This is a genomic window from Bacillus sp. ISL-77 (genome assembly GCF_018613105.1).
The window spans coordinates 17,972-40,196 of record NZ_JAGGQY010000047.1 but is presented as its reverse complement, the minus strand read 5'-3'; the positions used below and the strand labels follow the sequence as shown (position 1 = coordinate 40,196).

Genomic DNA, 22,225 nt, shown 5'->3' with positions numbered 1-22,225 from the left:
TACCTATAACAAAAGGCACTTATCAGAAAAATATGATGATAAGTGCCTTTACTCATTCGTTCTATTAAACTATAAAAATGAATTATAAATGCACCAGTAATTGATTTAGTTGTATTATCCTTTTACTCCAGAGATGGCAATTGATTCGATAATTTGCTTTTGGAATACAATAAATACAATTAACATCGGCAATAATGCAATCATCGATGCTGCCATAATAAGAGGATAATCACTCTGAATGGCATATGATGCATTAAAGTTTGCAATAACGAGTTGCAATGTTTGTTTCTCTGGTGAGTTCAAATAAAGAATTGGACCGAGGTAGTCATTCCAAATTCCCATGAACCATAAAATTAACTGGGCAGCAACTGCCGGTTTTATGAGCGGAAAGATAATCTTGTAAAAGATTTGAAAATACGAACATCCATCAATCTTGGCCGCTTCAATAATTGAATTTGGTATACTGCTTAAAAATTGTCGTAAAAAGAAAATCATAAATATGTTACCAAACAGTCCCGGTACGATTAGAGGTAGTAAACTATCAATCCAGCCGATTTTCGAAAACATGATGAATTGCGGAATCATAACAACTGGGTAAGGAATCATAACCGATGCAAACAATAGCATGAAGATTTTATTCTTACCATTAAACTGTAATTTTGCGAAAGCAAAGGCTGCTAAGCTGGATGTAAATGTTCCAATCACAGTAACAGTGATTGCGACAATTAAACTATTTCCAATACCAGATAGCAGTGGGCCCATACTCCAAATTTCGGAGTATTTATTAAATGAAATTTCATTAGGAATCCATACTGGCGGTAAGGCAAATACATCTTCTTTCGTCTTAATAGATGTTGAAAACATCCATAACAATGGTGCTACCATAAAGATTGCACCTAGACTTAGTAAGGCAAATACTACTGTATTAGTAATTCGATTTTTTTTCTTTTCAGACATAGGTTCTGATTTAACCGACTTTTTATTTGCAACTGCAACTTCCATTTTTCAAGCCCCTTTCTATTACTCTGATATTCACCTATATTAATCCAAATCAAATGAATTTTTTTCATTTATCTTAAACTGGATTAGGGTAATAATAAAGATGAAAAGTCCCAGTACCAAGGCCATTGCAGATGCATAACCTAATTGGAAGTTACCAAATGCTTTTTGCCAAATGTAGAATACAACAGATGCTGAGCTATATTCAGGTCCACCAGTAGGTGTCATGACGTTAATCTCAGTAAAGATTTGGGCACCGCCAATAATATTCGTTACAATAATAAAGAAGGTTACTGGTTTCACCATTGGCAGGGTGATATGCCAAAATGCTTGGAATGCGTTCGCGCCATCCAATTTAGCTGCTTCATAAAAGGATTTCGGCACACTTTGAAGTGCTGCTAAATAGAGCAACATCGTATATCCTAGTCCCTTCCAGACAGCCATAATGATCAAGGCAGGTTTGACAGTAGATGTATTTTGGAGCCAGTTAGGACCTTCAATGCCAATAAGGCCTAAAAATTGGTTAACTAATCCATAATCACCATTGTAAGCCCATTGCCATAAAATGGAGATCGCAGCAATCGATGAAATAACCGGAATGTAGTAGATAACTCTAAATGTATTGGTTCCAGGGATTCCTTTATTTAACGCTAATGCTAGTAATAACGCTAGGACAATCCCGATTGGAATTCCAATCATCATAAAAATCGTGTTATACATTGATTTATAAAAATATTCATCTTGGAATAAATTCTTAAAGTTTTCTAGACCAATAAAGTTCATTTGTCCCAGACCGTTCCAGTCGGTAAAGGCTCCATAAAGCGAATAAAGTAAAGGAACCATTGCGAACAAGAGGAATCCTATAACTGGCGCTGCAATAAATAGGTACGCATATCTCTGTTCAGTTCGATAGAGCTTCGATGTCGTTTTCAACTTCCCCCACCCTTTCAATAAGCATTTAAATACTACATTTCCCTTTCTCTAAATTTCTTTTTACAAAAAAGTTAGATAAAAGGAATAAATGGCGCTAGATTCTTTTTAATAAACTAGCACCATTTACACTATGTCTGAGAGTTTTTTTATTTCTTAGTTGATTGTTTTTCTTGTTGGATTGCTGCGTCTAAAAGCTTTTGCATTTTTGGTTTTTCTTTTTTTACAAACTCAGCAGCAGTTTGCTTGCCGTCAAGTACAGGTTGAATATTCTTATAGAATTCATCATACCATTCACCAGTATAGGTAGATTCTGCAGGCCAGTCTCGGCCATAATCATTGATGATTTCTAAGAATTCTTGTTTATTTGCTGGCTTAATAGAAGAATCATTAGCCCATTCTTCAGCAACTTTTACACTATTTGGAAGCTGCACTTGTGCATCAACTAATGCTTGTTGTCCTTCTTGGTCAGCAGATAGGTACATTGCTAATTCAGCAGCTTCTTTCGGATGCTTTGTAGTAGCGCCTACACCAATTCCAAGTGAACCGATCCATGCAGATGTTTTTCCAGTTGAACCAGCTGGCCATGGTATTAAATCATAGTCAAACTTTAATTGTTCTGCATATGTTGCCATATCCCAAGGACCAACAGGGAAGAAAGCTAATTCACCCTTCATCCATCTTTGATACGTATCAAGAGTTTGTGCTTCAGAAATAGATGGAGTAATTTTGTGTACGTTTTGTTGATCTGCAAACCATTGTAATGCTTCAATGAATTTAGGATCATCTATAGCAACTTTTGTTTTTGTTTCATCCAACCAATCTGCTCCATTACTCCAAACAAATGGTGCTAATGACCATTGAACGTTAAAACCAGTAGCAAATTGATCAGATTTTCCATCGCCATTTGTATCTTGAGTTAATTTTTTCGATACATCAATAAATTCATCCCAAGTATATGGTTTATCTTTGTCAGGTAGTGGAATACCTGCTTTTTCAAACATGTCTTTATTGTAACCTAGTGCAAATCCACTAAGATCTTTTGGTAATCCATAGATAGCACCTTTACCATTTGTTTTACCATCATAACGGTATTTATTAATACCTTTTTCCCAAATATCCTCTAATTTAACATCTTTTGAGCCTTCAACATATTTTGTGATATCTTGTAGAATACCAGAGTTTACATATGCTTTTACTTGAGCTGGATTATAGAAGAAAACATCTGGAATTTTGTGTCCTGCAATCGCTGCCTTTAATTTCGTATCATATTGGTCAGGAGCAACAGAGACAACATTAACTTTTACATCCTTATGAGATTGTTCGAATTTCTTAACAGTAGCTTTATAAGCGTCCAGCTCTTTAGGCTGACCACGGAACATAAAGGTAAGTTCAGTTTTACCGCCGCTCTTTCCATCGCCTGAGCTTGAGTTTGAACAACCTGCGAGAATTGAACTGATTACCATAATCGCAAGCAACATCATTGTACCTAGCTTTTTAGATGCTTTAAACAAGTAAATCCCTCCAATAAAATTGATATACTAACTTAGAAGAGCAATTAAACAGAAGCATTGTAAGCGCAAACAGTTTACTAAAAAAATTAAAACATAATTGCAGTGATTGGTAAGTAATTCTATTAACCTATTTAGTTTAGATGTACGGATATGTCTGCGATTACATAAAAATCCCTCCTAAAAAAACTCAATTATTTAAATTAACCAAGTCTCGTCTATAATTTCTGGGTCTTTTTTCTCATTTCCAGTGAAAATTTGAAAGCGTATTCTCTATAGTTCAAATAGTAATATACCTGTTCGTACATGTCAATCATTTTAATGTTAAAAAATAAATTTATGTACGGACGTGTCTTAAATCTTATTTTGGTATAGGTACAAGTATAGTTCAAAATTTTGGTACAACTTTTATACAGTCGTTCAAATATCTTCTATAATATTTAGCGTGGCTAATAAAACACCTATATCCAGCTATTTTTCCAGTTGGTTTGTTAAAATTCCTAATTAATTGTCCACAATTTGGATGTGTCGCTAATAATTAATTTAAAATAGAAAAATATTAATAATATCTTATAGTCTTTTTTAACTTTTTTTGTTACCCTAGTCTTATTAAAGTTGTTGTACGTATAAGTTGTTAAAGTTGCATACAAGTTGAAAGTGGTGGTACCAATGGCACAAAAGACCAAATATACGATTGTAAAGGAACAAATAACGGAATGGATCACTAGTGGTAAGGTGAAACCCGGAGAAAAAATCTATTCTGAAAATGAACTGGTTAAAATGTTCGGAGTTAGCAGACATACAGTGCGCCAAGCGGTCGGGGATTTAGTACACGAAGGCTGGCTATATAGAGAGCAAGGGGCAGGAACTTTCTGTTCCAATAAAATGTCGGAACCGTTGGCCGAATCTCAAACTCAAGTACAAACTTTGAACACCACTGGGAAAAACATTGGGGTAATAACAACCTATATTTCAGATTATATTTTTCCTTCTATTATTAAAGGTATAGAATCCTATTTGACTGTACAGGGATATTCGTTAACGTTTGCTTGTACAGATAATGAGGTGGAAAAAGAGAAACAATGTTTACAAACCATGTTAAGCCGGAATATTAATGGGCTGATCGTAGAGCCGACTAGAAGTAGTAATTACAATCCTAACATTAATTACTATCTAGAGCTTGAGCAAAACAATATCCCTTACTTAATGATTAACCAATTCTACTCCCAACTAATGCCGCCGCACATCATTATGAATGATGAACATGGTGGTTATATTGCTACGGAACATTTAATTAATCTTGGCCATGAAAAAATAATCGGTCTTTTTAAAACCGATGACCTCCAAGGAGTAAATCGGATGCAAGGTTTTATCCGAGCTTTTAGGGAATACAATCTCACCTTTTTCCCAGAAATGGTTATTACTTATACAACCGATGACCCGGAATCTCAACTACTTGAACGGTTACAGCAATTTTTCATGACAGAAAAACAACCAACCGCAATTGTCTGTTATAATGATCAAATAGCCTTACAAGTTCTAAATATGTTAAGAAGTCTTGGCTTAAGTGTTCCAGACGACGTTTCCATTGTCGGCTATGATGATTCCTTCTTAGCAGAGGCAACCGATGTGAAACTAACATCTGTTACACACCCTAAAATGCAAATGGGGATTGAAGCGGCCAAATGGATTGTCTCTGCCGTTGAAAGTCGAGGAACCAATCCACCTTCTACTGTTTATGAACCAGAGTTAGTGATTCGAAAATCAACTGCAGCAGTGCACAAATAACTAGGCTAGCCAAGCCTACGTCAAAAATGATTGCGCCTACTTTTTCTTGCTAAAAAGGTGTCCCAAATAAACTTGGGACACCTTTTTTTTACACTATGTGAGTTTCTTAATACAATCTCCAGTAAACTTCCTTAATTAATACAATTTAATCAAAATGGAGCCGTGTGCCGGAAGAGTTTGTTTAATACTTTCGGCAACCACTCCAAGTTCCGCTTGTTTCCAAAGATCTCTTGCCGTTTTTTTCGAAGTGAGACCAAGCTGTTCCAATGAAACATCGACAACGGCTGTTTCTTCAGCGGCATTAAACAAGGCTACGTAAGTATGACCATCGTCACCTTTTGCGGTCCAGACAATTTTGTCATCCTTCCGATAAACCAAGCGATTACTGTGGCTGTATTGGTTTAGTTCCAAAACCTCTTTATTTGTAAGCAAGGAAAGCGTCCAGTCATCGTTATCCCTAAGTTCTCCCCCAAACATAAGCGGGGAGCGGAAGATCGACCATAATGTCATCATTGTTATTTGTTCATCTTTTGTAAATCGAGTCCAGCGGTCCGCCCCTCCGCCGTCAACTGAACGAATTCCAATATGGCCAAGAGGCAGCATATCACAGTCTGGCCAGTGCCCTGGTCCTACATGCCGGCTCCACTTTTCACACCTTTCAAACATGCCATATAACAGGCTCCAATGATCCCAAAAATCATCGGTCATTCTCCACATGTTAGCATTGTCAATTAAGGTTTCAGCAGATTCCAACGGTGCCGGACCAGGTGATAGACTGAGGACCATCTCTCTTCCACTGTTATCGATTGCCTTGCGAATTAACTTTATTTCATCTTGATGGATTTGATAAAGTCGGGAAGCTGCAATATCGTCCACCTTGACAAAATCCACTCCCCACTCGGAATACAATTGAAATAAAGAATTATAATATTCCTGTGCACCTTCTTTAGAAGCATCCACCCCATACATATCCGTATTCCAAGGACAAATGGAATTTGGATGTGCTATATCTCTTGCTCTCACATCAGTACCCAAAATTGGTGTATTTGCATGAACGGCTTGGCGTGGAATTCCCCGCATGATATGTATGCCAAACTTTAATCCAAGGTTATGTACATAATCCGCTAACGGTTTAAAACCCTTGCCCCCTTCTGAAGAAGGAAAACGATTAACTGCCGGTACCAACCTTGAGTATTCATCCATTTCAAGCGGAACAAATGGACGATACACTGATGATGTTGCCCCGGGTTCAGACCATTGAATATCAACCACAACATACTCCCAGCCATATGGTTTAAGATGTTCTGCCATATAATCAGCGTTCCCTACAATTTCCTCTTCCCTTACTGCCGCTCCATAACAATCCCAGCTATTCCAGCCTAATGGAGGTGTTTTTGTAAATGTGTGATGTCTCATTTTTCAATTCCTTTCTATTAAATTATTGCCCTTTAAACTAATAATAAGGAATTGAGACATCTACATCTATAATAAATTTTTGCTCTATATTGTAAAATATTGCTCTTTTGATAATACTTAATCGAATCTAAACTCATTTAAAAAGGCTAGATCTTTTCCTAACCGAAACTCCCCTGGAGAAAAACCTATCCATTCACGAAAGACCTTTATAAAGTAACTGCTATTGGAATAACCAATTTGTTTTGAAGTCTCTTCAATGGTCATATCTGTGTTCCTTAGGAGCTGGACCGCTTTTTCCATTCGGACCTTTGTTAAGTATTCCATTGGTGAAAGTCCAGTTGTTCGTTTGAAAAGACGGGTAAAATGAAATTTGGATAAGCCTACTCTTAGTGCAAGTACATCAAGACTTTGAATAGTACAGTAATCTTCCTCTAAAAAATGGACAGCTTGAATCACCTTTTCAGGCCAGATTTCTTTTTCCTTTTTATAAGCTGCAGTATATCGGTACAGCTCCATTACAAATTGATAAACAATCGTTGAAGCACGAAATCCATCAGTAATCTGCTGTTTGCTTGCAGCATAATAGGCATTTTTCAAGAAGGTAATGGGGGAGCTCAACTCTGAAATTTGAGAAACATTCCCCATTAATTTAATTAGTTCTGTCCATTCTTTTTGAAGATTTGTTGGTCTAAATAAGATAAAATAAAATTCCCAGTTCTCACTGTCTTGAGGCAAATAATAGCGATGATCACTTGGAATTTCTACCATAAATGCACTGCCTTCAGTAAGCTTGTGAACTACACCATCTAGCTCAATATTTCCACTGCCTGAAATGGTATATTGAAACAATAATAATGGACCATCTTTACGTTTTAATCCATCCCATTCATATGAAGTATCTTTTATATGCTGGTGCCCTACGGCAAAAAGCTGGTAGAAGGAACTATTTAAGGTATCTAAAAAGCGGAATCCATAAACTCCAAATTTACTAGACATGAGATTTCCCCTTAAATGATTGATTTTAGTGAGGTATTGTGAAAATGCATTACTCTGGAATTATTATTATTTTAGATTATTTATTGTATTGAAGACTAATGATAAACGCTGTATTTCATCCGCAGGTTTATGATCTGTCCCTGGCTGCCTTTTACGGTGATTATACCAAATGGACTGCCATCCTGCTTCCGATGGAGCAACAACAGCCTTTATTCATTATAGTCCCTAGTAATTCAGGCTCTTCTGGAAATATTTGAATATTATTCAACCTAAATGATTATGTAATGTATCATCTAAGTCAAAAAAAATCGCTTTAATACCCATTTAAATTTCCTCCAATTCGAATTAAGAATAACCTAAACATTAAAAAGGCAAAGCTTAGGTCAGCAAGATTACCAGTTTAATATTCCTTCTTTTTTAGCGGAATCTATGCTATTTTTATTGTACAGAAAAAAATTATGAAATCTTGGTGATATGGATGAAATTTAATAGTAAATTTTATAGATTACTTGAATTTGTTACAGCCTTTTTTCAGTTAAATATCCTATGGCTGTTGTTATGTTTACCGGTTTTAACCATTTTCCCTGCAACTGTTGCCATGTATTGCGTCACACGACAATGGATTTTACATAAGGACTATAGTGTTTTTCGTCCTTTCTTTAAATATTTCAAAGAAAATTTTAAAAAGAGTTTATTGTTAGGCATTTTATGGACTTTTTTTGGTAGTTTGTTTTATATTGATTTTACCTTAATGGATAATCTTGGTGATTTTCAATATATTCTATTACCGATACTGTCTTTATTAGGAATCATAGTTCTTACTACTTCGATCTTTATTTTTCCAACCATCGCTAACTTTGATATGAATTGGTGGGACACAATAAAAAATTCGGTGTTCTTTTCCATTAGATATCTTCCGACTACTCTTGTCGCGGTTATCTATATCGCTTTAATGACTTTTATTCTCTATACTTGGCCAGTAACATCATTATTTATTTTCAGTTTAGGTGCGTATAGTATATACTTTTTATGTAACAGAGTGTTTTCTAAAATTCAACAAGTTAATGCTTCTTAACATCAAAATACTGGTTTATATTTTTTAATGGATTAATTGCATTCCCCCAAAATAACAAGAGGGTCTCAAAAAGTTGTTTATTACAACCTTTGGGACCCTTTCTTTTTTAATGTTAGAACTCTAGCTTTTAAGAATATCCTCAATCCTTGCTAATTCTTGATCAGAAAACTCAAGGTTATTCAATACTGCAACATTTTCCTCAATTTGGCTCACTCTGCTCGCACCAATCAGGACTGTAGTAACCTTTCCACCACGCAAAACCCAGGCCAGCGCCATTTGTGATAGACTTTGACCACGCTCTATTGCAATTTCATTTAATTTTTGAACACGCTCAATAACTTCTGCTTTAACTTGATCTTCACTTAGAAACCCTGTTGATTTTGCTGCACGAGAATCGGCTGGAATCCCAGTTAAATACTTATTGGTTAACAAGCCTTGTGCTAACGGGCTAAACGCAATCGAACCGACTCCACTTTCCTGAAGCACATCCTGTAAGCCGTCCTCTATCCAGCGGTTAAACATGGAATACTTTGGTTGATGGATTAACAAAGGTGTTCCTAACTGATTCAAGATTTTAATCGCTTCAGCTGTTTGTTCTGCACTGTAGTTAGAAATTCCAACATATAACGCTTTACCCTGACGAACAATAGAATCTAATGCTCCCATGGTTTCCTCAATCGGTGTGTTTGGGTCTGGACGGTGCGAATAGAAAATATCAACATAATCAAGTCCCATTCGTTTTAGACTCTGGTCCAGACTTGATACTAAATATTTCCTTGAGCCCCAATCCCCATATGGTCCTGGCCACATCGTGTAGCCTGCTTTTGAAGAAATGATCATTTCTTCACGGTAAGGAGCAAAATCAGTCTTTAATATTCTACCGAACATTTCTTCAGCAGACCCCGGCGGCGGGCCATAATTGTTGGCTAAATCAAAATGGGTAATCCCTAAATCAAACGCTCTTCTCAGCATTGCCCGTCCATTTTCATATGTATCAACACCACCAAAATTGTGCCATAGTCCAAGCGAGACCGCAGGAAGCATTAATCCTGAACGGCCACTGCGATTATATTTCATTGATTCATAACGATTTTCTGCTGCTTGGTAAACCATATTTTTTTCCTCTTTTCTATATTTTTTGATGAGCAGCTAATACCACACAAACTAAGCATATCTTATAAATTAGAATAATGTGCAAATATTTTGAAGTCCCTTATTAAAGATAAAAACAAGGTAACCGAGCTACCTTGTTTTTATCTCTCTCACAGAGTCGCGATAAATGATATTCCTTTTAATAGGAACCCTACTGAATTTTCTTTATTTTTTACCATTTTAATAATAAATCATGCCGAGGTTCTCGCCATTAATTACCATACGAATGTATTAAATGAAGAAGGCTCTAACGTAACTTTATATTTTTCACTTCCTTCTCCAATACAAAGTTCACGTTGATTTTCAAACGGGTTTGAAATAACAACTACTTTAGAACCATCAGGATTTCTAAATGCAACTGCATTTCCAGTCCATGGACCATTTGTTTCAAACCTAACCGCACCAGGTTTAATAAAATGAGAGAAATGCTTCATCACATAAAACTCTGGGTTACAAATGACTTCCTTTGTTTCAGGATCTACGGTAATCATAGAATTTTGTTCCCATCCCCAAGTGCTTCGGCCAAACGGTTCCAAGACCATGTTCCAATAAACATAAGAGTTTGCACCATTCACAAAGTAATGTCGAAACAAATTATAGACGTATTGAGCATATTCCCACGTGTTTTTTCCATCTCCACATTCATTCTCTGTCTGCATGTAACGTAGTTCTGGATAGCTTTGGACTGTTTGCTGAATTGCATACTTTCCTGCCCATTGATAGCCGACACCTTTAATGTATTTATAAGCCTCAGGGTCACTTAGGACCGTATTTGCCAGTTGATCATAATCAGTTGCTGACTTTTGAAATAATTCATTGACAATTCCATTAATGGTTCCTAGCCATATTTCCGTGTCTAGTCCATGTCGTTCAAAAGCTGGACCTAAATAATCAGAAATGAATTCACGAAGCTGCTCGCCGGTCCAAACACATGAAGGGAATTTCTGATCAGCAACCACTTCGTTTTGCACATGGATTTGGTCAATCTTAATACCCTCTTGTTTGTAAGCCTCTACAAACTTTACAAAGTATAAAGCATACGCCTCCAAAACTTCCTTTTCCCAACGCAGTTTTCCATAGTTGTATGCTTTAGGGAACTTCATCCATGTTGGAGGGCTCCACGGAGATGCGAACAATTTTATGTTTGGATTACGTTTCAACGCTTCTTTTATAAATGGAATCAAATACTGTTGATCCCTTTCGATATTAAAATGCTCCATATGATAATCATTATCTACTTCGTTGTGACTATACCATTCTAGTGCGTAGTCACTTGCCCCAATTGGAAGCCTGCAGATTTCGAACTTACATTCACCATTTGGATCAAACAATGCATCATACACTTTATTTCTGTCTTCTTCTGTCAGGTGTTGGAGAGCTGTTAACCCCAGTTCATTAAAGCAGCCGCCAAAACCATCTATAGTCCGTCCAATCTGATCCGTCAAGGTCAAATTGAGTGAACCTGATTCGGTTTGAAAAACCGTCGTCTCTTTCCAACCACCTAGCTTTGTTGTTGAAAACCAATGAATTTGTTTGTTATTCATTTTAGTTGTTTCCTTTCTTCCGCAACTTGGTCTTCCTCGATAATGATAACTCCCCAAGGTTCTAAATCCATTGTTTGACCTATATTCACTGCTCTTTCTGTCAACAGTTCCAAACCTTTGTTTTGGGGATACTTAAAGACTTTCGTTTCATCAGAATAATTAAAGTAATAATGAAGCATCTTGCCATTTTGATTGATTCCAGATTTAATGATTAATGGAAAGGCTAAATCTTGGTCTACTCCCCATAAGCTAGCCTTTTTAACAGCCTGTTCTAGCACCTTTTTCATTATAGCTGCACTTGGTATACAACCAATGTAGGTTGCACTACCCATACCGTATTGATTTTCAGTAATGGCTGCATATTTACCCCATTGTGGGTGGTCATAGTAAGCAAGAACCTCTGCGGTTGTTGGCGTAATTAGCTCCATCCATGTTTCCACAAAATTATTTTCTTCGCCTACCTGAAAAGGATCATTTCTTAGTGAAACATTTTTCGGCTCAACAAACATATTGTAATAAATACCACAAGCTTCATTTATGATGCCTGGTTGATGTGAAGTTCTTACCTTAACATTTTCATCCGTAAAACCACTCTTAAAGGTATAAACAATATGTCCGCCGTTTTTAACAAATTCGTTTAATCGTTCTAATAGATTATTGGATGCAGTATACAATGCGGGTACCACTAACATTGAATAGTCCCCAAGATTTTCACTAGTGGGATTCACAAAATCGCAGCCAATATTCATTTTGTATAACTCATCATACATCAGTCGCACAATGTCATTGTAGTTCTTAGAGCTTGATTGAGTAAATTTAAACCAATTTAAAGCGGTTAACGACTCATTGCTTACTAGAATAGCAACTTTGTTCTTTTTCTTTAGATTAACTAAATGCGCAGAAAGCTTTTCGAAATCTTTACCAATTGTTTTCGCTTCATTGTATACAGGATTGGGTTCGAAATCATGACTTAGTAATCCTTTCCAATAAGTCTCAAAAGAGTTATGGATGGAATGCCAATGCCAATAAGCAACCATATTAGCCCCGGAGGCAAGATGACTAAATGCCTGCAATCTTAGTTGACCAGGGTATGGAGTCCAGTTAGTAAAAGCCTGAGCCTCTGTTTCTATTACTAAATAATTCTTACCCTTAGTGGATCTGGCAACATCTCCTCCAAACGATATTTCAATTCCCGTTAGGTCATCTTGTGAAGGATGATAGATATCCACTCCGGTTACATCGAAGGCTTTTGAAGCTTCAAAGTGATCTACATTCGGTTGGATACCGTAGGAATAACCTCTCCATTCAAAATCAAAGTTTTGTGTGACAAACTGACTGGAAAGCTTATATTCATTAACAATGGATACTTGCCAGCTAAGGAAATCAGTGACTAGCTTTCGTTGAAACTTAGAAAACTCCGATCCAAGGCTGCCATTAATAGTTCCAACAACGGAGGGAAAGTCCTCCCAGCTATTTATCCGGTTGCTCCAATAATCGAGGCCAAATTTCTCATTTAGACTTTCGAGTGTCTTGAATTTTTCCTTCATATATTTGACGAATAATAGTTGGACATTAGACCCTGCAGTATTGTAATGCTTCGTTTCATTATCTGTTTGGTACCCAATGATCGCAGGATGGTCTTTTACATGACCTATCAACTTTCGGATAATTCTTTCTGAATAAAAAAGATAGGCAGGGTTTGTAATATCCATAATCTGGCGTGCACCATATCGTCCTGGTCCATTTTGGGTTACTGCTAACACATCGGGATGTTCTTTGACCATCCAGGTTGGAACAGCATACGTAGGTGTTCCAACAATAACCTTAATTCCAGCTTCATGCATTGCATTAAGCACTCGGTCCACGGAAGTAAAATCGAAAACCCCGTTTTGTGGTTCATGGGTACTCCAGGTCGATTCGGCAATCCGAACTACATTGATTCCAGCATCCTTCATCATCTGAATATCTTTATCTAAGCGATCGTAGGGCATGTATTCATCATAATACGCCACCCCGTATAACAATTGTTGCATTAGGTAAACCCCTTCCAGTTAATCTATTAATCATTTGCTTTATTAATTATTTAATAGCTCCATCTGCAATTCCTTTAAGAATGTATTTTTGGAATATGGCATAAAAGACAATGACAGGAAGGGCCGTAATAATAAGCCCGGATAGAATTTTTGGCCAATCACTGTTATATTGACCGAATAACATGTTTACCGATAACATTAATGTATAATTATTTACATCCGTAAGCATAATCATCGGCAATAGGAAGTCGTTCCATAACCATAGGACATCTAAAATAAGGATGGTTGCAGTAATAGGTTTTAAAAGAGGGAATATGATTTTCGTGAATATCTGGAAGTCATTACACCCGTCAATTCTCGCCGCCTCCTCAAGTTCTTTCGGAATCGTTTTTACAAATCCGTGATATAGAAATATCGCCATGTTAACCCCGAGGCCAATATAAATTAGGCCCAATCCGAATGTTGATCCCTGTACGGACAACCCTTTTGCTACTTTTGTTAGCGTAATCATAATCGAGTGAAACGGAACAAGCATCGATGCTAGGAATAAGGTAAACAAGAAATTGCTTAATTTACCTTTTGTTCTCGCTAATTTATATCCAGCTAATGAACCGCAAATAACAATTCCTGCCAGACCGATAACTGTAACAATAATCGTATTCCAAGCACTATTGAATAAATCTAACTCTTCGAATATCCCTGTATAATTTTCAAAATGAAATTTTGTAGGGAGCTTCATAACAGATGTAAAAATCTCCCCTTGTGATTTAAATGAATTGATGACAGCCATGTATATTGGAAAAAATGAAATCGCCGCAAAAATTGCCAAAACTAAAGTTGTACCAACACCACCTAGTTTTTTTAGCATTACGCTTCCACCTCTTTCTTTTTCAATACTTTCACTTGAATCAGCGTGATGACCAAAACAATCAAGAAAAGAATCATTGCTTTAGCATTCGCATAGCCATATCTAAAATTATTTGAAAAAGCTTCTTCATAAATATTTAGTGCCATAACCTGTGTCGATCTTCCAGGTCCACCTGCAGTGAGTGCATAAACTACATCAAATACTTTAAATGCTCCATTCAATGTTAAGAAAGCGCAAATAGTTATTGCATGCATAATCATTGGAATCGTCACGTGGAAAAGTCTTTGAATAGGATTTGCACCATCAATCATAGCAGCTTCTTTTAGGTGTTGCGGAACTCCTTGAAGTGCAGCCATATAGATAACCATCATATAGCCAATTCCATGCCATAAGGACACGATAAGAATAGAGTAGAAGGAAATCTTCGCATCACCAATCCATGCTTGATCAAGAAAGGATAACATAGCTTTTTTTGATAATTCTGGAAGAACATTGGTGAAAATAAATGAAAACATGAATGCACTAATAATTAAACTCAACATATTAGGCATAAAGAAAATGGTTCGAAAAAAAGCTTTTGTTCTAACTCTAGTTTCAATGAATAGAGCCAGAAGTAATGCAATCACGTTTTGAAAAACAAACATGAACGCCGTATATATTAACGTAAAGAAAAAGGACTGGCGAAAAGCAGGGTCATCTTTAAAAGCTTCTATATAATTGCTTAACCCAACAAAGTTATAAGTTTGGGATAGAGCAGTCCAATCTGTAAAACTATAGAATCCTGCTCCAATCATTGGTATCAATAAGAATACAGCATAAAATATAAATGCTGGAAGAACAAAAAGGATTAAACTAATGGAACCTTTATGTTTTTTCAGATCCAAAGCACTTTTAGACCTAATTTTAGGTTGTGCTTGTTCAATAACCATTTCACCGTTTTGCTTATTTAACTGTGACATTACCTAACACCTCACTGACGTTGTTGTATTGGATAATGATAAAGACAGCTGTAAGCTGCCTTTATCATGCACTGAATATAAAATTTTACTTATTATTTTTGTTGAATTGGTCCCAAGCACGGTCCAAACCTTTGATGACATCCTTATTAGATGCATCCCCTGCAAAATAACTTTGTAATAATTTTTGTGACTCATCTTTTACAGCAATCGGAATCGGAGGATCTTGATAAGCTTTTCCTTGTGAAACAAAATCAGTTGATTCCTTTAACCAAGGAAATGGTTCAAAGGTATGAACGCTAGAGACAGCATTAAATCCGAGGCTTTTATAAAATTCACTAGAATCTTTATCATCCAGAATATAATTGATTAAATCCTTTGCTACTTCTTTATGTTTGCTCATTTTTGATACCGCAAGTGATGTAGATGTAGAAAGGTTTATTCGCGTCGCTGCTGCATCTTCATTGATAGGAAGTGGAGCAACTCCAAATTCAAAGTTCTTGTTTGTTTTTAAGATTGAATCCGCCATCCATGGTCCTTGGATCCACATAGCCGCTTTACCATTAGCAAAGTCAGATGCCCCTTGATCTTGTCCAATCTCAAAGGCACGTTTTGTACCATTAGCGTTAGATAAATCCATAATATTAAACATATCTTTTAACTCTGAGAAAGATCCTTTTCCTTCATTCATGTTCTTAACAAAGTCAGGATTTTCCTTAGCTTGAGCCGCTCCTACTGCTAGCGGTAAAAATAATTGAGGAATATATGAATCTTTATAGGATAACAAAAATGGAGTAACATTTTTTTCTTTTAATGTCTTTACAACTTGTTCCATCTCTGAATACGTTTGTGGCAATTTTAAATTTAGGTCTTTAAAGATTTTCTTGTTGTACAGATATCCCCATTGAAGTGTCTCTAAAGGAACCGCTACAACCTTACCATTACTTGTAATAGATGGTTTGATAGTATCAAACACTTTTTCTGCGAAGGGTTCATTCGATAAATCTTCAAGATACCCAGCTTTATCGTAAATAGGAATATCATTGATTGCATGCAGAGCGAACACGTCAGGGCTATCACCAGATGCCATCCTAGTTTTTAATAGTTGTGCTGCCTGATTAACACTTGGTAATTCCAATTTGATTTCTACATTAATACCTTTTTCCTTTTTCTCTTTAGCTACAAATTGATCAAGATATGTTTCATACTGCTGCTTAAAACGCGGTTGTCCAATAAATACTTTCAGTTCAACATCTTTTTCTGCCTTTGATCCACTATCGTTAGAAGCAGTTTCCTTAGTATTACAACCTGCTAACAAACCGAAAGCTAGAATAAAGATTAGCAATGATGATAACGCTTTCTTCATTTTTCGTGACCCCCCTGAATAATATTTAAAGCATACTTTTATATTAATCGCCCCTCTAGATTTTAAATATTGAAAATATTAACGCTTACATTTGGACTTTTTTAACCTTGTCTCATTTCACCTGGAGAAATTTTGAAATATTTCTTGAAGACTCGATAGAAGTAAGAAATATCTTCATAACCAACCATCTGGGCAATACTCTTGATTTGAAACTCATTACCTTGTAGTAATTTTTTTGCATATTCCATACGACGGCTGACGATAAATTCGGTAATATTGCATCCATGTACATTTTTAAATGTTTTACTCAAGTATTCTTTACTTACAAAAAACTTGTTGGCTAAGACCTCTAAAGATATATCAATATCTACAAAGTTCCGTTCAATATATTCTTTAATTTCTTCCAAGTTTAATCTGCTCTTCCGCTTATTTATATCAATCATATACTCGATATAGCGTTTTCCTAAATCCTGTTGTTTCTTCATAACTCTATCAAGGGAAAGGTCAAATTCACTAATTAGGTCACCATTATTTTCAAAAACCTCGTGAACATTAAAATTATTTTTTATCATTAGTGCTTCTAAAGTAAGAATAAATTCATGCTCAATCTTTGCAATTACATTACTGTCAACCCCAGTCACTTTCTTAAATTCATTAAAATAACGGTGAATGACATTTTCAAATCCCTCAATATTTAATTCGTGCAAAAATGAGGTAATTGTTTTTTTGTATTCCATAATTAAGGCCGAAATATCTTTGCTAGAAAAAGAGATTGGCATATAAAATTGTGACTGTGAATAACTTTTTATTTCGTTGATACACTTTTCTAGGGCTAGATTCAAATCTTGTGCATTGATTGGTTTCAGTAAATATTCATTAACCTTCGAACGGATCGCCTGGCGCATAAAGTTAAAATCGTCATACCCGCTTGCCACAATCAGTTGAACCTGCGGGAAACGGTCTGCCATGATTTGAAGCAACTCCATGCCATCAACTCCAGGCATCTTCATATCCGTGATGACAATATCAGGAGACCTCTGTTCAATTAACATTAATCCCTCTTGTCCATCCCCAGCTTCCCCGATTATTTCAATACCATATTGGTCCCATTTTCCAAATTGCTTAATCGTTTCTCTTGTCCATTTTTCATCGTCAACAATTAATATTTTAATCATGAAATACCCTCCATCGTTATCTTAGCGGGAATCCTAATTACCACCATTGTTCCTTTTCCCACGGTACTTGAAATATCAAGACCGTAATCATTACCGAAATACAACCGTATCCTTGCAGCAACGTTTTTAATACCTATACTTCCTTTTGTATTTAAAGAATAGGGAATTCCTTTCATTTGCTCCATAAGGTCAACTAATTTTTCCTCAGGAATTCCAACACCATTATCCGTAATGGTAATTTCAATATCGTCAAAAACTTTTTGAACATCAATCGATAGTTTCCATAATCCCTTTTTTTGTTCAAATCCATGATTAAAAACATTCTCTACTATTGGCTGAATCGTTAACATTGGAATCGTGTAACCCTCTGTACCTTCTTCAATATATAAATCAGTCTGTACCTTCCCCTCAAAACGCATGTTCTGAATATATAGGTAATTTTTAATATGTTCTATCTCACGGTCAATTAAAACCATGTTTCCTTGCTTTCCTGTTATATAGCGAAACATATCACTCAATGCACTTATAACAGAATAAATCTCCTCGGCTTTATGAGTCACTGCCATTCCGCCTACCAGCTGAAGGGTATTGTATAGAAAGTGAGGATTGATCTGTGCTTGCAATGCCATAAATTGTGCGTTTCGTGTTTCTATCTCACTTTTGTACTCTTTATTAATTAACTCATTAATTCGGTAAACCATCGATGAAAATCGTTTTTCGAGCAATCCAATTTCATCTATACGCTCTGTTTCAATACTAACATTAAGGTTGTTTTCTCCTACTTCATTCATAGCATGTACTAACTGAATGATCGGCTTTGTCGTGCTTAATGATATGAAAATAGATAAAATAATCGTTAGCAGGATCGAAAGAGCACTAATAATTATTCCAACGATAAGTGTTTTCGTAACTCCATTCAAAAGGATACTTTCAGGAACAACTTTTACAATGGCTACTTTATTGTTGAAAGCCCGCTTAAAAAAAACATAACCTTTGTTCATTTTTATATAGGATATATTTTTCTTACTATCATTCATTTGTTTGATGATTTTTTGAAAATCAAAGGAAGTTTTTTTAGCTAGATTAGGATTGTAAAGAATATGCCCCTGACGGTCTATCACAAAAACAGAACTTTCCGGTTCTGATTCTAGCATCTCAACAACACTATCGATTACATTCCAATTCATTTCCAAAGATATTCCACCAACAATTTTTCGATTCTCAAATCTTATGATACTTCTTGTAAGAGAAAAACCTTGATTCGGCAGTTTGCTTTCAAAACTATAATTCGGACGAACCCCTAAATTACTCCAAGCAGTCCCATTTAGTTGATTAATCTTGGATACTTTAAAATCTGCCTCTTTTAAGGAGTAGACTGTCTGGCTTTCTTTGGCATATATCGAAACAGCATTCACATGTTTATTCCCATAGTAAATAGAAAATAACTTATCCTGGATATAAGCCAGCGTACTAAAATTTAAAGGAATATTTTCATCATTAATCTGACTAATACTTGGTATTAATTTTTCATCTATTAAACTTGCAAACAAAATATTGTCACTTTCTGTTAACTTTTCATCCAAATATTTTCCTGCTAAATTAATTCTCGCCTCATTTGAATTTACTACTTCCTTTTCAAAATTACTTTGCGAAACATTTATTGAAAACATGATCAGAATTAGTAATGGTAAAATCATGACAGAAAGCATTAGGAGCATAAGTTTATAGCGGATATTACTTGCTATTTTACGAAAAAGATTTTGATGTATGTACATCCAAAAAGCATTTAGCGCCTTCATAATTTTCAGCATTTATTTTCTTTCCTTTTCAATAAATTTCTAACTTGTTTTATATGACCAACTTAACTTTCTAATAGAGGATTGTCAAAAGTATTTTAAAACCAGGTGTACTATACAACAAAAAAAGACAGAAGGAGCTTTAAACTTAATGCTCCTTCTGTCTTTTTTTAAATTAACGATATAACGTCGTTCCAGGGTACAGTAGATTAAGCTAAAATCTTGTTCTCCTCTTACGCCAATTCAATTTCCGCATATTCACTTGCTAGAGTGATTATCGTTCCTTCTGATGTTTGAGTTACACTACCATTTGAAACAGTTTGTATATTATTGATATTCCGCAGTAAAATATGGTATTGCCCGATTAGTCCGTTTGTTTTCACCGTAATAAGGTTACCATCTTTTACGGCAGTCACTTCACTTACTTTTTCACCCTGAGTATTGTAAATATCTGTGGCAGCAAGCTTCCCATCTTGTAGTTCAAAGAGATGAAGGGTAACATCCTTTGAATAATTGTATGATGCTTTATTTTCAATGGCACCCATTGCTATAATAGAATTTTCCCGAACCATTAACGGCAATGTCATATAACTATGTTCTTCTTGAATCCATTTTCCACCTTCGACTACTTGGTTGGTGATTAAATTTGTCCATTTCCCAACAGGCAAGTAGTATTTTACAGTACTTTGGTCATTAAGAATCGGTGCAACTAGTAAACTGTCACCTAGCATATATTGCTGATCTAAATACTGAGCAGTTGAATCCTCCTGAAACTCCAGAACCATTGGCCTCATCATTGGAACGCCGGTTTGAGAAGACTCACATGCGTTTCTGTACAAATATGGCATTAATTTTAATTTTAATTTTGTAAAATACCTAGAAACTTCGACGGCTTCTTCGCCATAATTCCAAGGCACCTTATACTCTCTACTTCCGTGATAGCGGCTATGTGAAGAAAGTAGACCGAATTGTGTCCATCGCTTATAAAGATCAGGTGTTGCCCCTGCTTCAAAGCCGCTTATATCATGGCTCCAATAAGAGAATCCAGACAAACTGAATGATAGTCCACCACGTAACGTTTCCGCCATGGAGGAATAATTTGACCAACTATCTCCACCCCAATGGACCGGGAATTTTTGCCCGCCAACAGTTGCGGACCGAGCAAAGACAACCGCTTCATTTTTACCAAATCTTCTTTCTAATAATTCATAAACTGTTTGGTTGTAAAGCTGAGTGTAATAATTATGCATCTTTTGTGGATTTGAATGATCATAGTAGACAACATCTGTTGGGATCCGTTCACCAAAATCTGTTTTAAAGCAATCCACACCCATATCCAACAACAATTCAAGTTTTTCTTGAAACCATTTGCATGCTTCGGGATTTGTGAAGTCCACAAGTCCCATGCCTGCTTGCCATTTATCCCACTGCCATACACTTCCGTCTGCACGCTTAACCAAATAGCCCTTTTCCATGCCCTCATCAAATAGTTCTGACTTTTGAGCTATATAAGGATTAATCCAAACACAAATTTTTAATCCTCTTTCTTTTAATCTATTTAGCATCCCTTCAGGGTCTGAGAACATACAATCATCCCATTTAAAATTACTCCATTCAAACTCCTTCATCCAGAAACAGTCAAAATGAAATACCTCTACAGGAATATCCCTCTGTTCCATTCCTTTTACAAAACTCGTTACTGTATCTTCATCATAATTGGTAGTGAAAGATGTACTAAGCCATAATCCGAATGACCATGCAGGTGGCAAACTCGGTTTTCCAGTCAGACTAGTATATCTTTCTAATACTTCTTTTATGGTTGGACCATTGATCACGAAGTATTCAATGGATTCGCCTTCCACACTGAATTGAACCTTCGATACTTTTTCTGAACCAATTTCAAAAGAAACCTTTTCAGGGTGATTAACAAATACACCGTAGCCTTTATTACTTACATAAAACGGAATATTTTTATACGCCTGTTCACTGCCTGTTCCACCATCTTCATTCCATACATCCACTGCTTGCCCGTTTTTAATAAAGGGGGTAAAACGTTCACCTAGTCCGTATATTAATTCTCCTACATCTAAAGTTAATTGTTCCCGCATATATGCTTCTTTGGTATCAGCTACTATATACGCTGTGGATCGATTATCAGATTCCGCAATTTTTTCATTTTTATGAGAGAAGGTTAAATTCCAATTTTCCTTATTAACCTCTGCTTTTAAATCGCCACTCATAAATGTAAGGGAATTTTCTTGGTCCTCAATAGAAGGATTCATATTCTCTTCAAATATTTCAAAATTAGGACCTTTGTTCAATGACCCTTTATGATGAAACACTTTAACTTTAATTACATCTATTATCGGGGAAGATAATTCAATGGTTAACATTCCACCGTCTAACGTATCTCCTCGATGTGAAACTTTGCGGCCAGGAGCATAAAGAATAGCTTTATTTTTCGTTACCTTTGTATCATTGACTTCCATGGGATGAATATATTGATATCCTTCTTTATTCAACCAACACCCATTACTGAATTTCATGTTTTCTCCACCTTTAGTAAAGATTAAAATTTATTTACGAAATTTTTATACAACTACAATCTATCCATCTGGAG

The 22,225-nt window shown here is 35.9% G+C and carries 16 protein-coding genes; 2 read left to right on the top strand and 14 right to left on the bottom strand.

The genetic code is table 11. The annotated features are described in order from the left end of the window. Positions 1-114: 114 nt before the first annotated feature. The 3 genes from J7E77_RS19345 to J7E77_RS19335 all read right to left on the bottom strand — a co-directional run bounded on the left by J7E77_RS19345 (position 115) and on the right by J7E77_RS19335 (position 3,413). Positions 115-957, bottom strand: a complete 843-nt coding sequence (locus tag J7E77_RS19345; protein ID WP_214716602.1) for a carbohydrate ABC transporter permease — start codon at positions 955-957, stop codon at positions 115-117. An 84-nt stretch (positions 958-1,041) separates the two neighbouring features. Next, positions 1,042-1,932, bottom strand: a complete 891-nt coding sequence (locus tag J7E77_RS19340) for a carbohydrate ABC transporter permease (protein WP_214716526.1) — start codon at positions 1,930-1,932, stop codon at positions 1,042-1,044. A 146-nt stretch (positions 1,933-2,078) separates the two neighbouring features. Beyond that, complete coding sequence (locus J7E77_RS19335; protein ID WP_214716601.1) at positions 2,079-3,413, bottom strand: ABC transporter substrate-binding protein; 1,335 nt, start codon at positions 3,411-3,413, stop codon at positions 2,079-2,081. A 696-nt stretch (positions 3,414-4,109) separates the two neighbouring features. On the opposite strand from J7E77_RS19335, the gene J7E77_RS19330 reads away from it, so the two are divergent. Further along, positions 4,110-5,228 carry a GntR family transcriptional regulator gene (locus tag J7E77_RS19330; RefSeq protein WP_214716525.1) on the top strand — a complete coding sequence of 373 codons (1,119 nt, stop codon included), beginning with the start codon at positions 4,110-4,112 and terminating at the stop codon, positions 5,226-5,228. Between the two features lie 135 nt (positions 5,229-5,363). Here the strand turns inward: J7E77_RS19330 and J7E77_RS19325 are convergent, their stop codons facing one another. Together J7E77_RS19325 and J7E77_RS19320 are read right to left on the bottom strand one after the other, a co-directional pair. Beyond that, entirely contained in the window at positions 5,364-6,644 is a 1,281-nt protein-coding gene (locus J7E77_RS19325) for a glycoside hydrolase family 27 protein (protein ID WP_214716524.1), read from the bottom strand. A gap of 117 nt (positions 6,645-6,761) precedes the next feature. Then, positions 6,762-7,640 (bottom strand): AraC family transcriptional regulator, encoded by an 879-nt coding sequence (locus J7E77_RS19320; protein WP_214716523.1) that lies wholly within the window; start codon positions 7,638-7,640, stop codon positions 6,762-6,764. A 478-nt stretch (positions 7,641-8,118) separates the two neighbouring features. On the opposite strand from J7E77_RS19320, the gene J7E77_RS31810 reads away from it, so the two are divergent. Continuing rightward, positions 8,119-8,715: a YesL family protein gene (locus J7E77_RS31810; RefSeq protein ID WP_214716522.1), complete on the top strand. Its 597-nt coding sequence runs from the start codon at positions 8,119-8,121 to the stop codon at positions 8,713-8,715. A 120-nt stretch (positions 8,716-8,835) separates the two neighbouring features. On the opposite strand, the gene mgrA is transcribed toward J7E77_RS31810, so the two are convergent. The 9 genes from mgrA to yicI all read right to left on the bottom strand — a co-directional run bounded on the left by mgrA (position 8,836) and on the right by yicI (position 22,151). Then, on the bottom strand, positions 8,836-9,828 hold the full coding sequence (gene mgrA / locus J7E77_RS19310) for an L-glyceraldehyde 3-phosphate reductase (protein WP_214716521.1): 993 nt from the start codon (positions 9,826-9,828) through the stop codon (positions 8,836-8,838). Between the two features lie 254 nt (positions 9,829-10,082). Beyond that, a complete protein-coding gene (locus J7E77_RS19305; protein ID WP_214716520.1) occupies positions 10,083-11,411 on the bottom strand; it encodes a glycoside hydrolase family 30 protein in 1,329 nt (442 codons plus the stop codon). Continuing rightward, on the bottom strand, positions 11,408-13,444 hold the full coding sequence (locus J7E77_RS19300; RefSeq protein WP_214716518.1) for a beta-galactosidase: 2,037 nt from the start codon (positions 13,442-13,444) through the stop codon (positions 11,408-11,410). The genes J7E77_RS19305 and J7E77_RS19300 overlap by 4 nt, the downstream gene beginning before the upstream one ends. 46 nt (positions 13,445-13,490) lie before the next feature. Then, positions 13,491-14,312: a carbohydrate ABC transporter permease gene (locus J7E77_RS19295; RefSeq protein WP_214716517.1), complete on the bottom strand. Its 822-nt coding sequence runs from the start codon at positions 14,310-14,312 to the stop codon at positions 13,491-13,493. Next, positions 14,312-15,271, bottom strand: coding sequence for a carbohydrate ABC transporter permease (locus J7E77_RS19290; protein ID WP_374102990.1), 960 nt, complete (start codon positions 15,269-15,271; stop codon positions 14,312-14,314). The genes J7E77_RS19295 and J7E77_RS19290 overlap by 1 nt, the downstream gene beginning before the upstream one ends. An 85-nt stretch (positions 15,272-15,356) precedes the next feature. Further along, positions 15,357-16,634 (bottom strand): ABC transporter substrate-binding protein, encoded by a 1,278-nt coding sequence (locus J7E77_RS19285; protein ID WP_214716516.1) that lies wholly within the window; start codon positions 16,632-16,634, stop codon positions 15,357-15,359. Positions 16,635-16,735: 101 nt separating this feature from the next. Then, complete coding sequence (locus J7E77_RS19280) at positions 16,736-17,809, bottom strand: response regulator (RefSeq protein ID WP_214716515.1); 1,074 nt, start codon at positions 17,807-17,809, stop codon at positions 16,736-16,738. Next, a complete protein-coding gene (locus J7E77_RS19275) occupies positions 17,806-19,620 on the bottom strand; it encodes a sensor histidine kinase (protein WP_214716514.1) in 1,815 nt (604 codons plus the stop codon). The genes J7E77_RS19280 and J7E77_RS19275 overlap by 4 nt, the downstream gene beginning before the upstream one ends. A gap of 218 nt (positions 19,621-19,838) precedes the next feature. Further along, entirely contained in the window at positions 19,839-22,151 is a 2,313-nt protein-coding gene (gene yicI / locus J7E77_RS19270) for an alpha-xylosidase (RefSeq protein WP_214716512.1), read from the bottom strand. Between the last annotated feature and the right edge of the window lie 74 nt (positions 22,152-22,225).

What these genes read in the sequence shown, in the direction of transcription:
- J7E77_RS19345 (WP_214716602.1), bottom strand. Translation starts at nt 957, where the DNA reads ATGTCTGAAAAGAAAAAAAATCGAATTACTAATACAGTAGTATTTGCC.
- J7E77_RS19335 (WP_214716601.1), bottom strand. Translation starts at nt 3,413, where the DNA reads ATGATGTTGCTTGCGATTATGGTAATCAGTTCAATTCTCGCAGGTTGT.
- J7E77_RS19330 (WP_214716525.1), top strand. Translation starts at nt 4,110, where the DNA reads ATGGCACAAAAGACCAAATATACGATTGTAAAGGAACAAATAACGGAA.
- J7E77_RS19325 (WP_214716524.1), bottom strand. Translation starts at nt 6,644, where the DNA reads ATGAGACATCACACATTTACAAAAACACCTCCATTAGGCTGGAATAGC.
- J7E77_RS19320 (WP_214716523.1), bottom strand. Translation starts at nt 7,640, where the DNA reads ATGTCTAGTAAATTTGGAGTTTATGGATTCCGCTTTTTAGATACCTTA.
- J7E77_RS31810 (WP_214716522.1), top strand. Translation starts at nt 8,119, where the DNA reads ATGAAATTTAATAGTAAATTTTATAGATTACTTGAATTTGTTACAGCC.
- mgrA (WP_214716521.1), bottom strand. Translation starts at nt 9,828, where the DNA reads ATGGTTTACCAAGCAGCAGAAAATCGTTATGAATCAATGAAATATAAT.
- J7E77_RS19305 (WP_214716520.1), bottom strand. Translation starts at nt 11,411, where the DNA reads ATGAATAACAAACAAATTCATTGGTTTTCAACAACAAAGCTAGGTGGT.
- J7E77_RS19300 (WP_214716518.1), bottom strand. Translation starts at nt 13,444, where the DNA reads ATGCAACAATTGTTATACGGGGTGGCGTATTATGATGAATACATGCCC.
- J7E77_RS19295 (WP_214716517.1), bottom strand. Translation starts at nt 14,312, where the DNA reads ATGCTAAAAAAACTAGGTGGTGTTGGTACAACTTTAGTTTTGGCAATT.
- J7E77_RS19290 (WP_374102990.1), bottom strand. Translation starts at nt 15,271, where the DNA reads ATGTCACAGTTAAATAAGCAAAACGGTGAAATGGTTATTGAACAAGCA.
- J7E77_RS19285 (WP_214716516.1), bottom strand. Translation starts at nt 16,634, where the DNA reads ATGAAGAAAGCGTTATCATCATTGCTAATCTTTATTCTAGCTTTCGGT.
- J7E77_RS19280 (WP_214716515.1), bottom strand. Translation starts at nt 17,809, where the DNA reads ATGATTAAAATATTAATTGTTGACGATGAAAAATGGACAAGAGAAACG.
- J7E77_RS19275 (WP_214716514.1), bottom strand. Translation starts at nt 19,620, where the DNA reads ATGCTGAAAATTATGAAGGCGCTAAATGCTTTTTGGATGTACATACAT.
- yicI (WP_214716512.1), bottom strand. Translation starts at nt 22,151, where the DNA reads ATGAAATTCAGTAATGGGTGTTGGTTGAATAAAGAAGGATATCAATAT.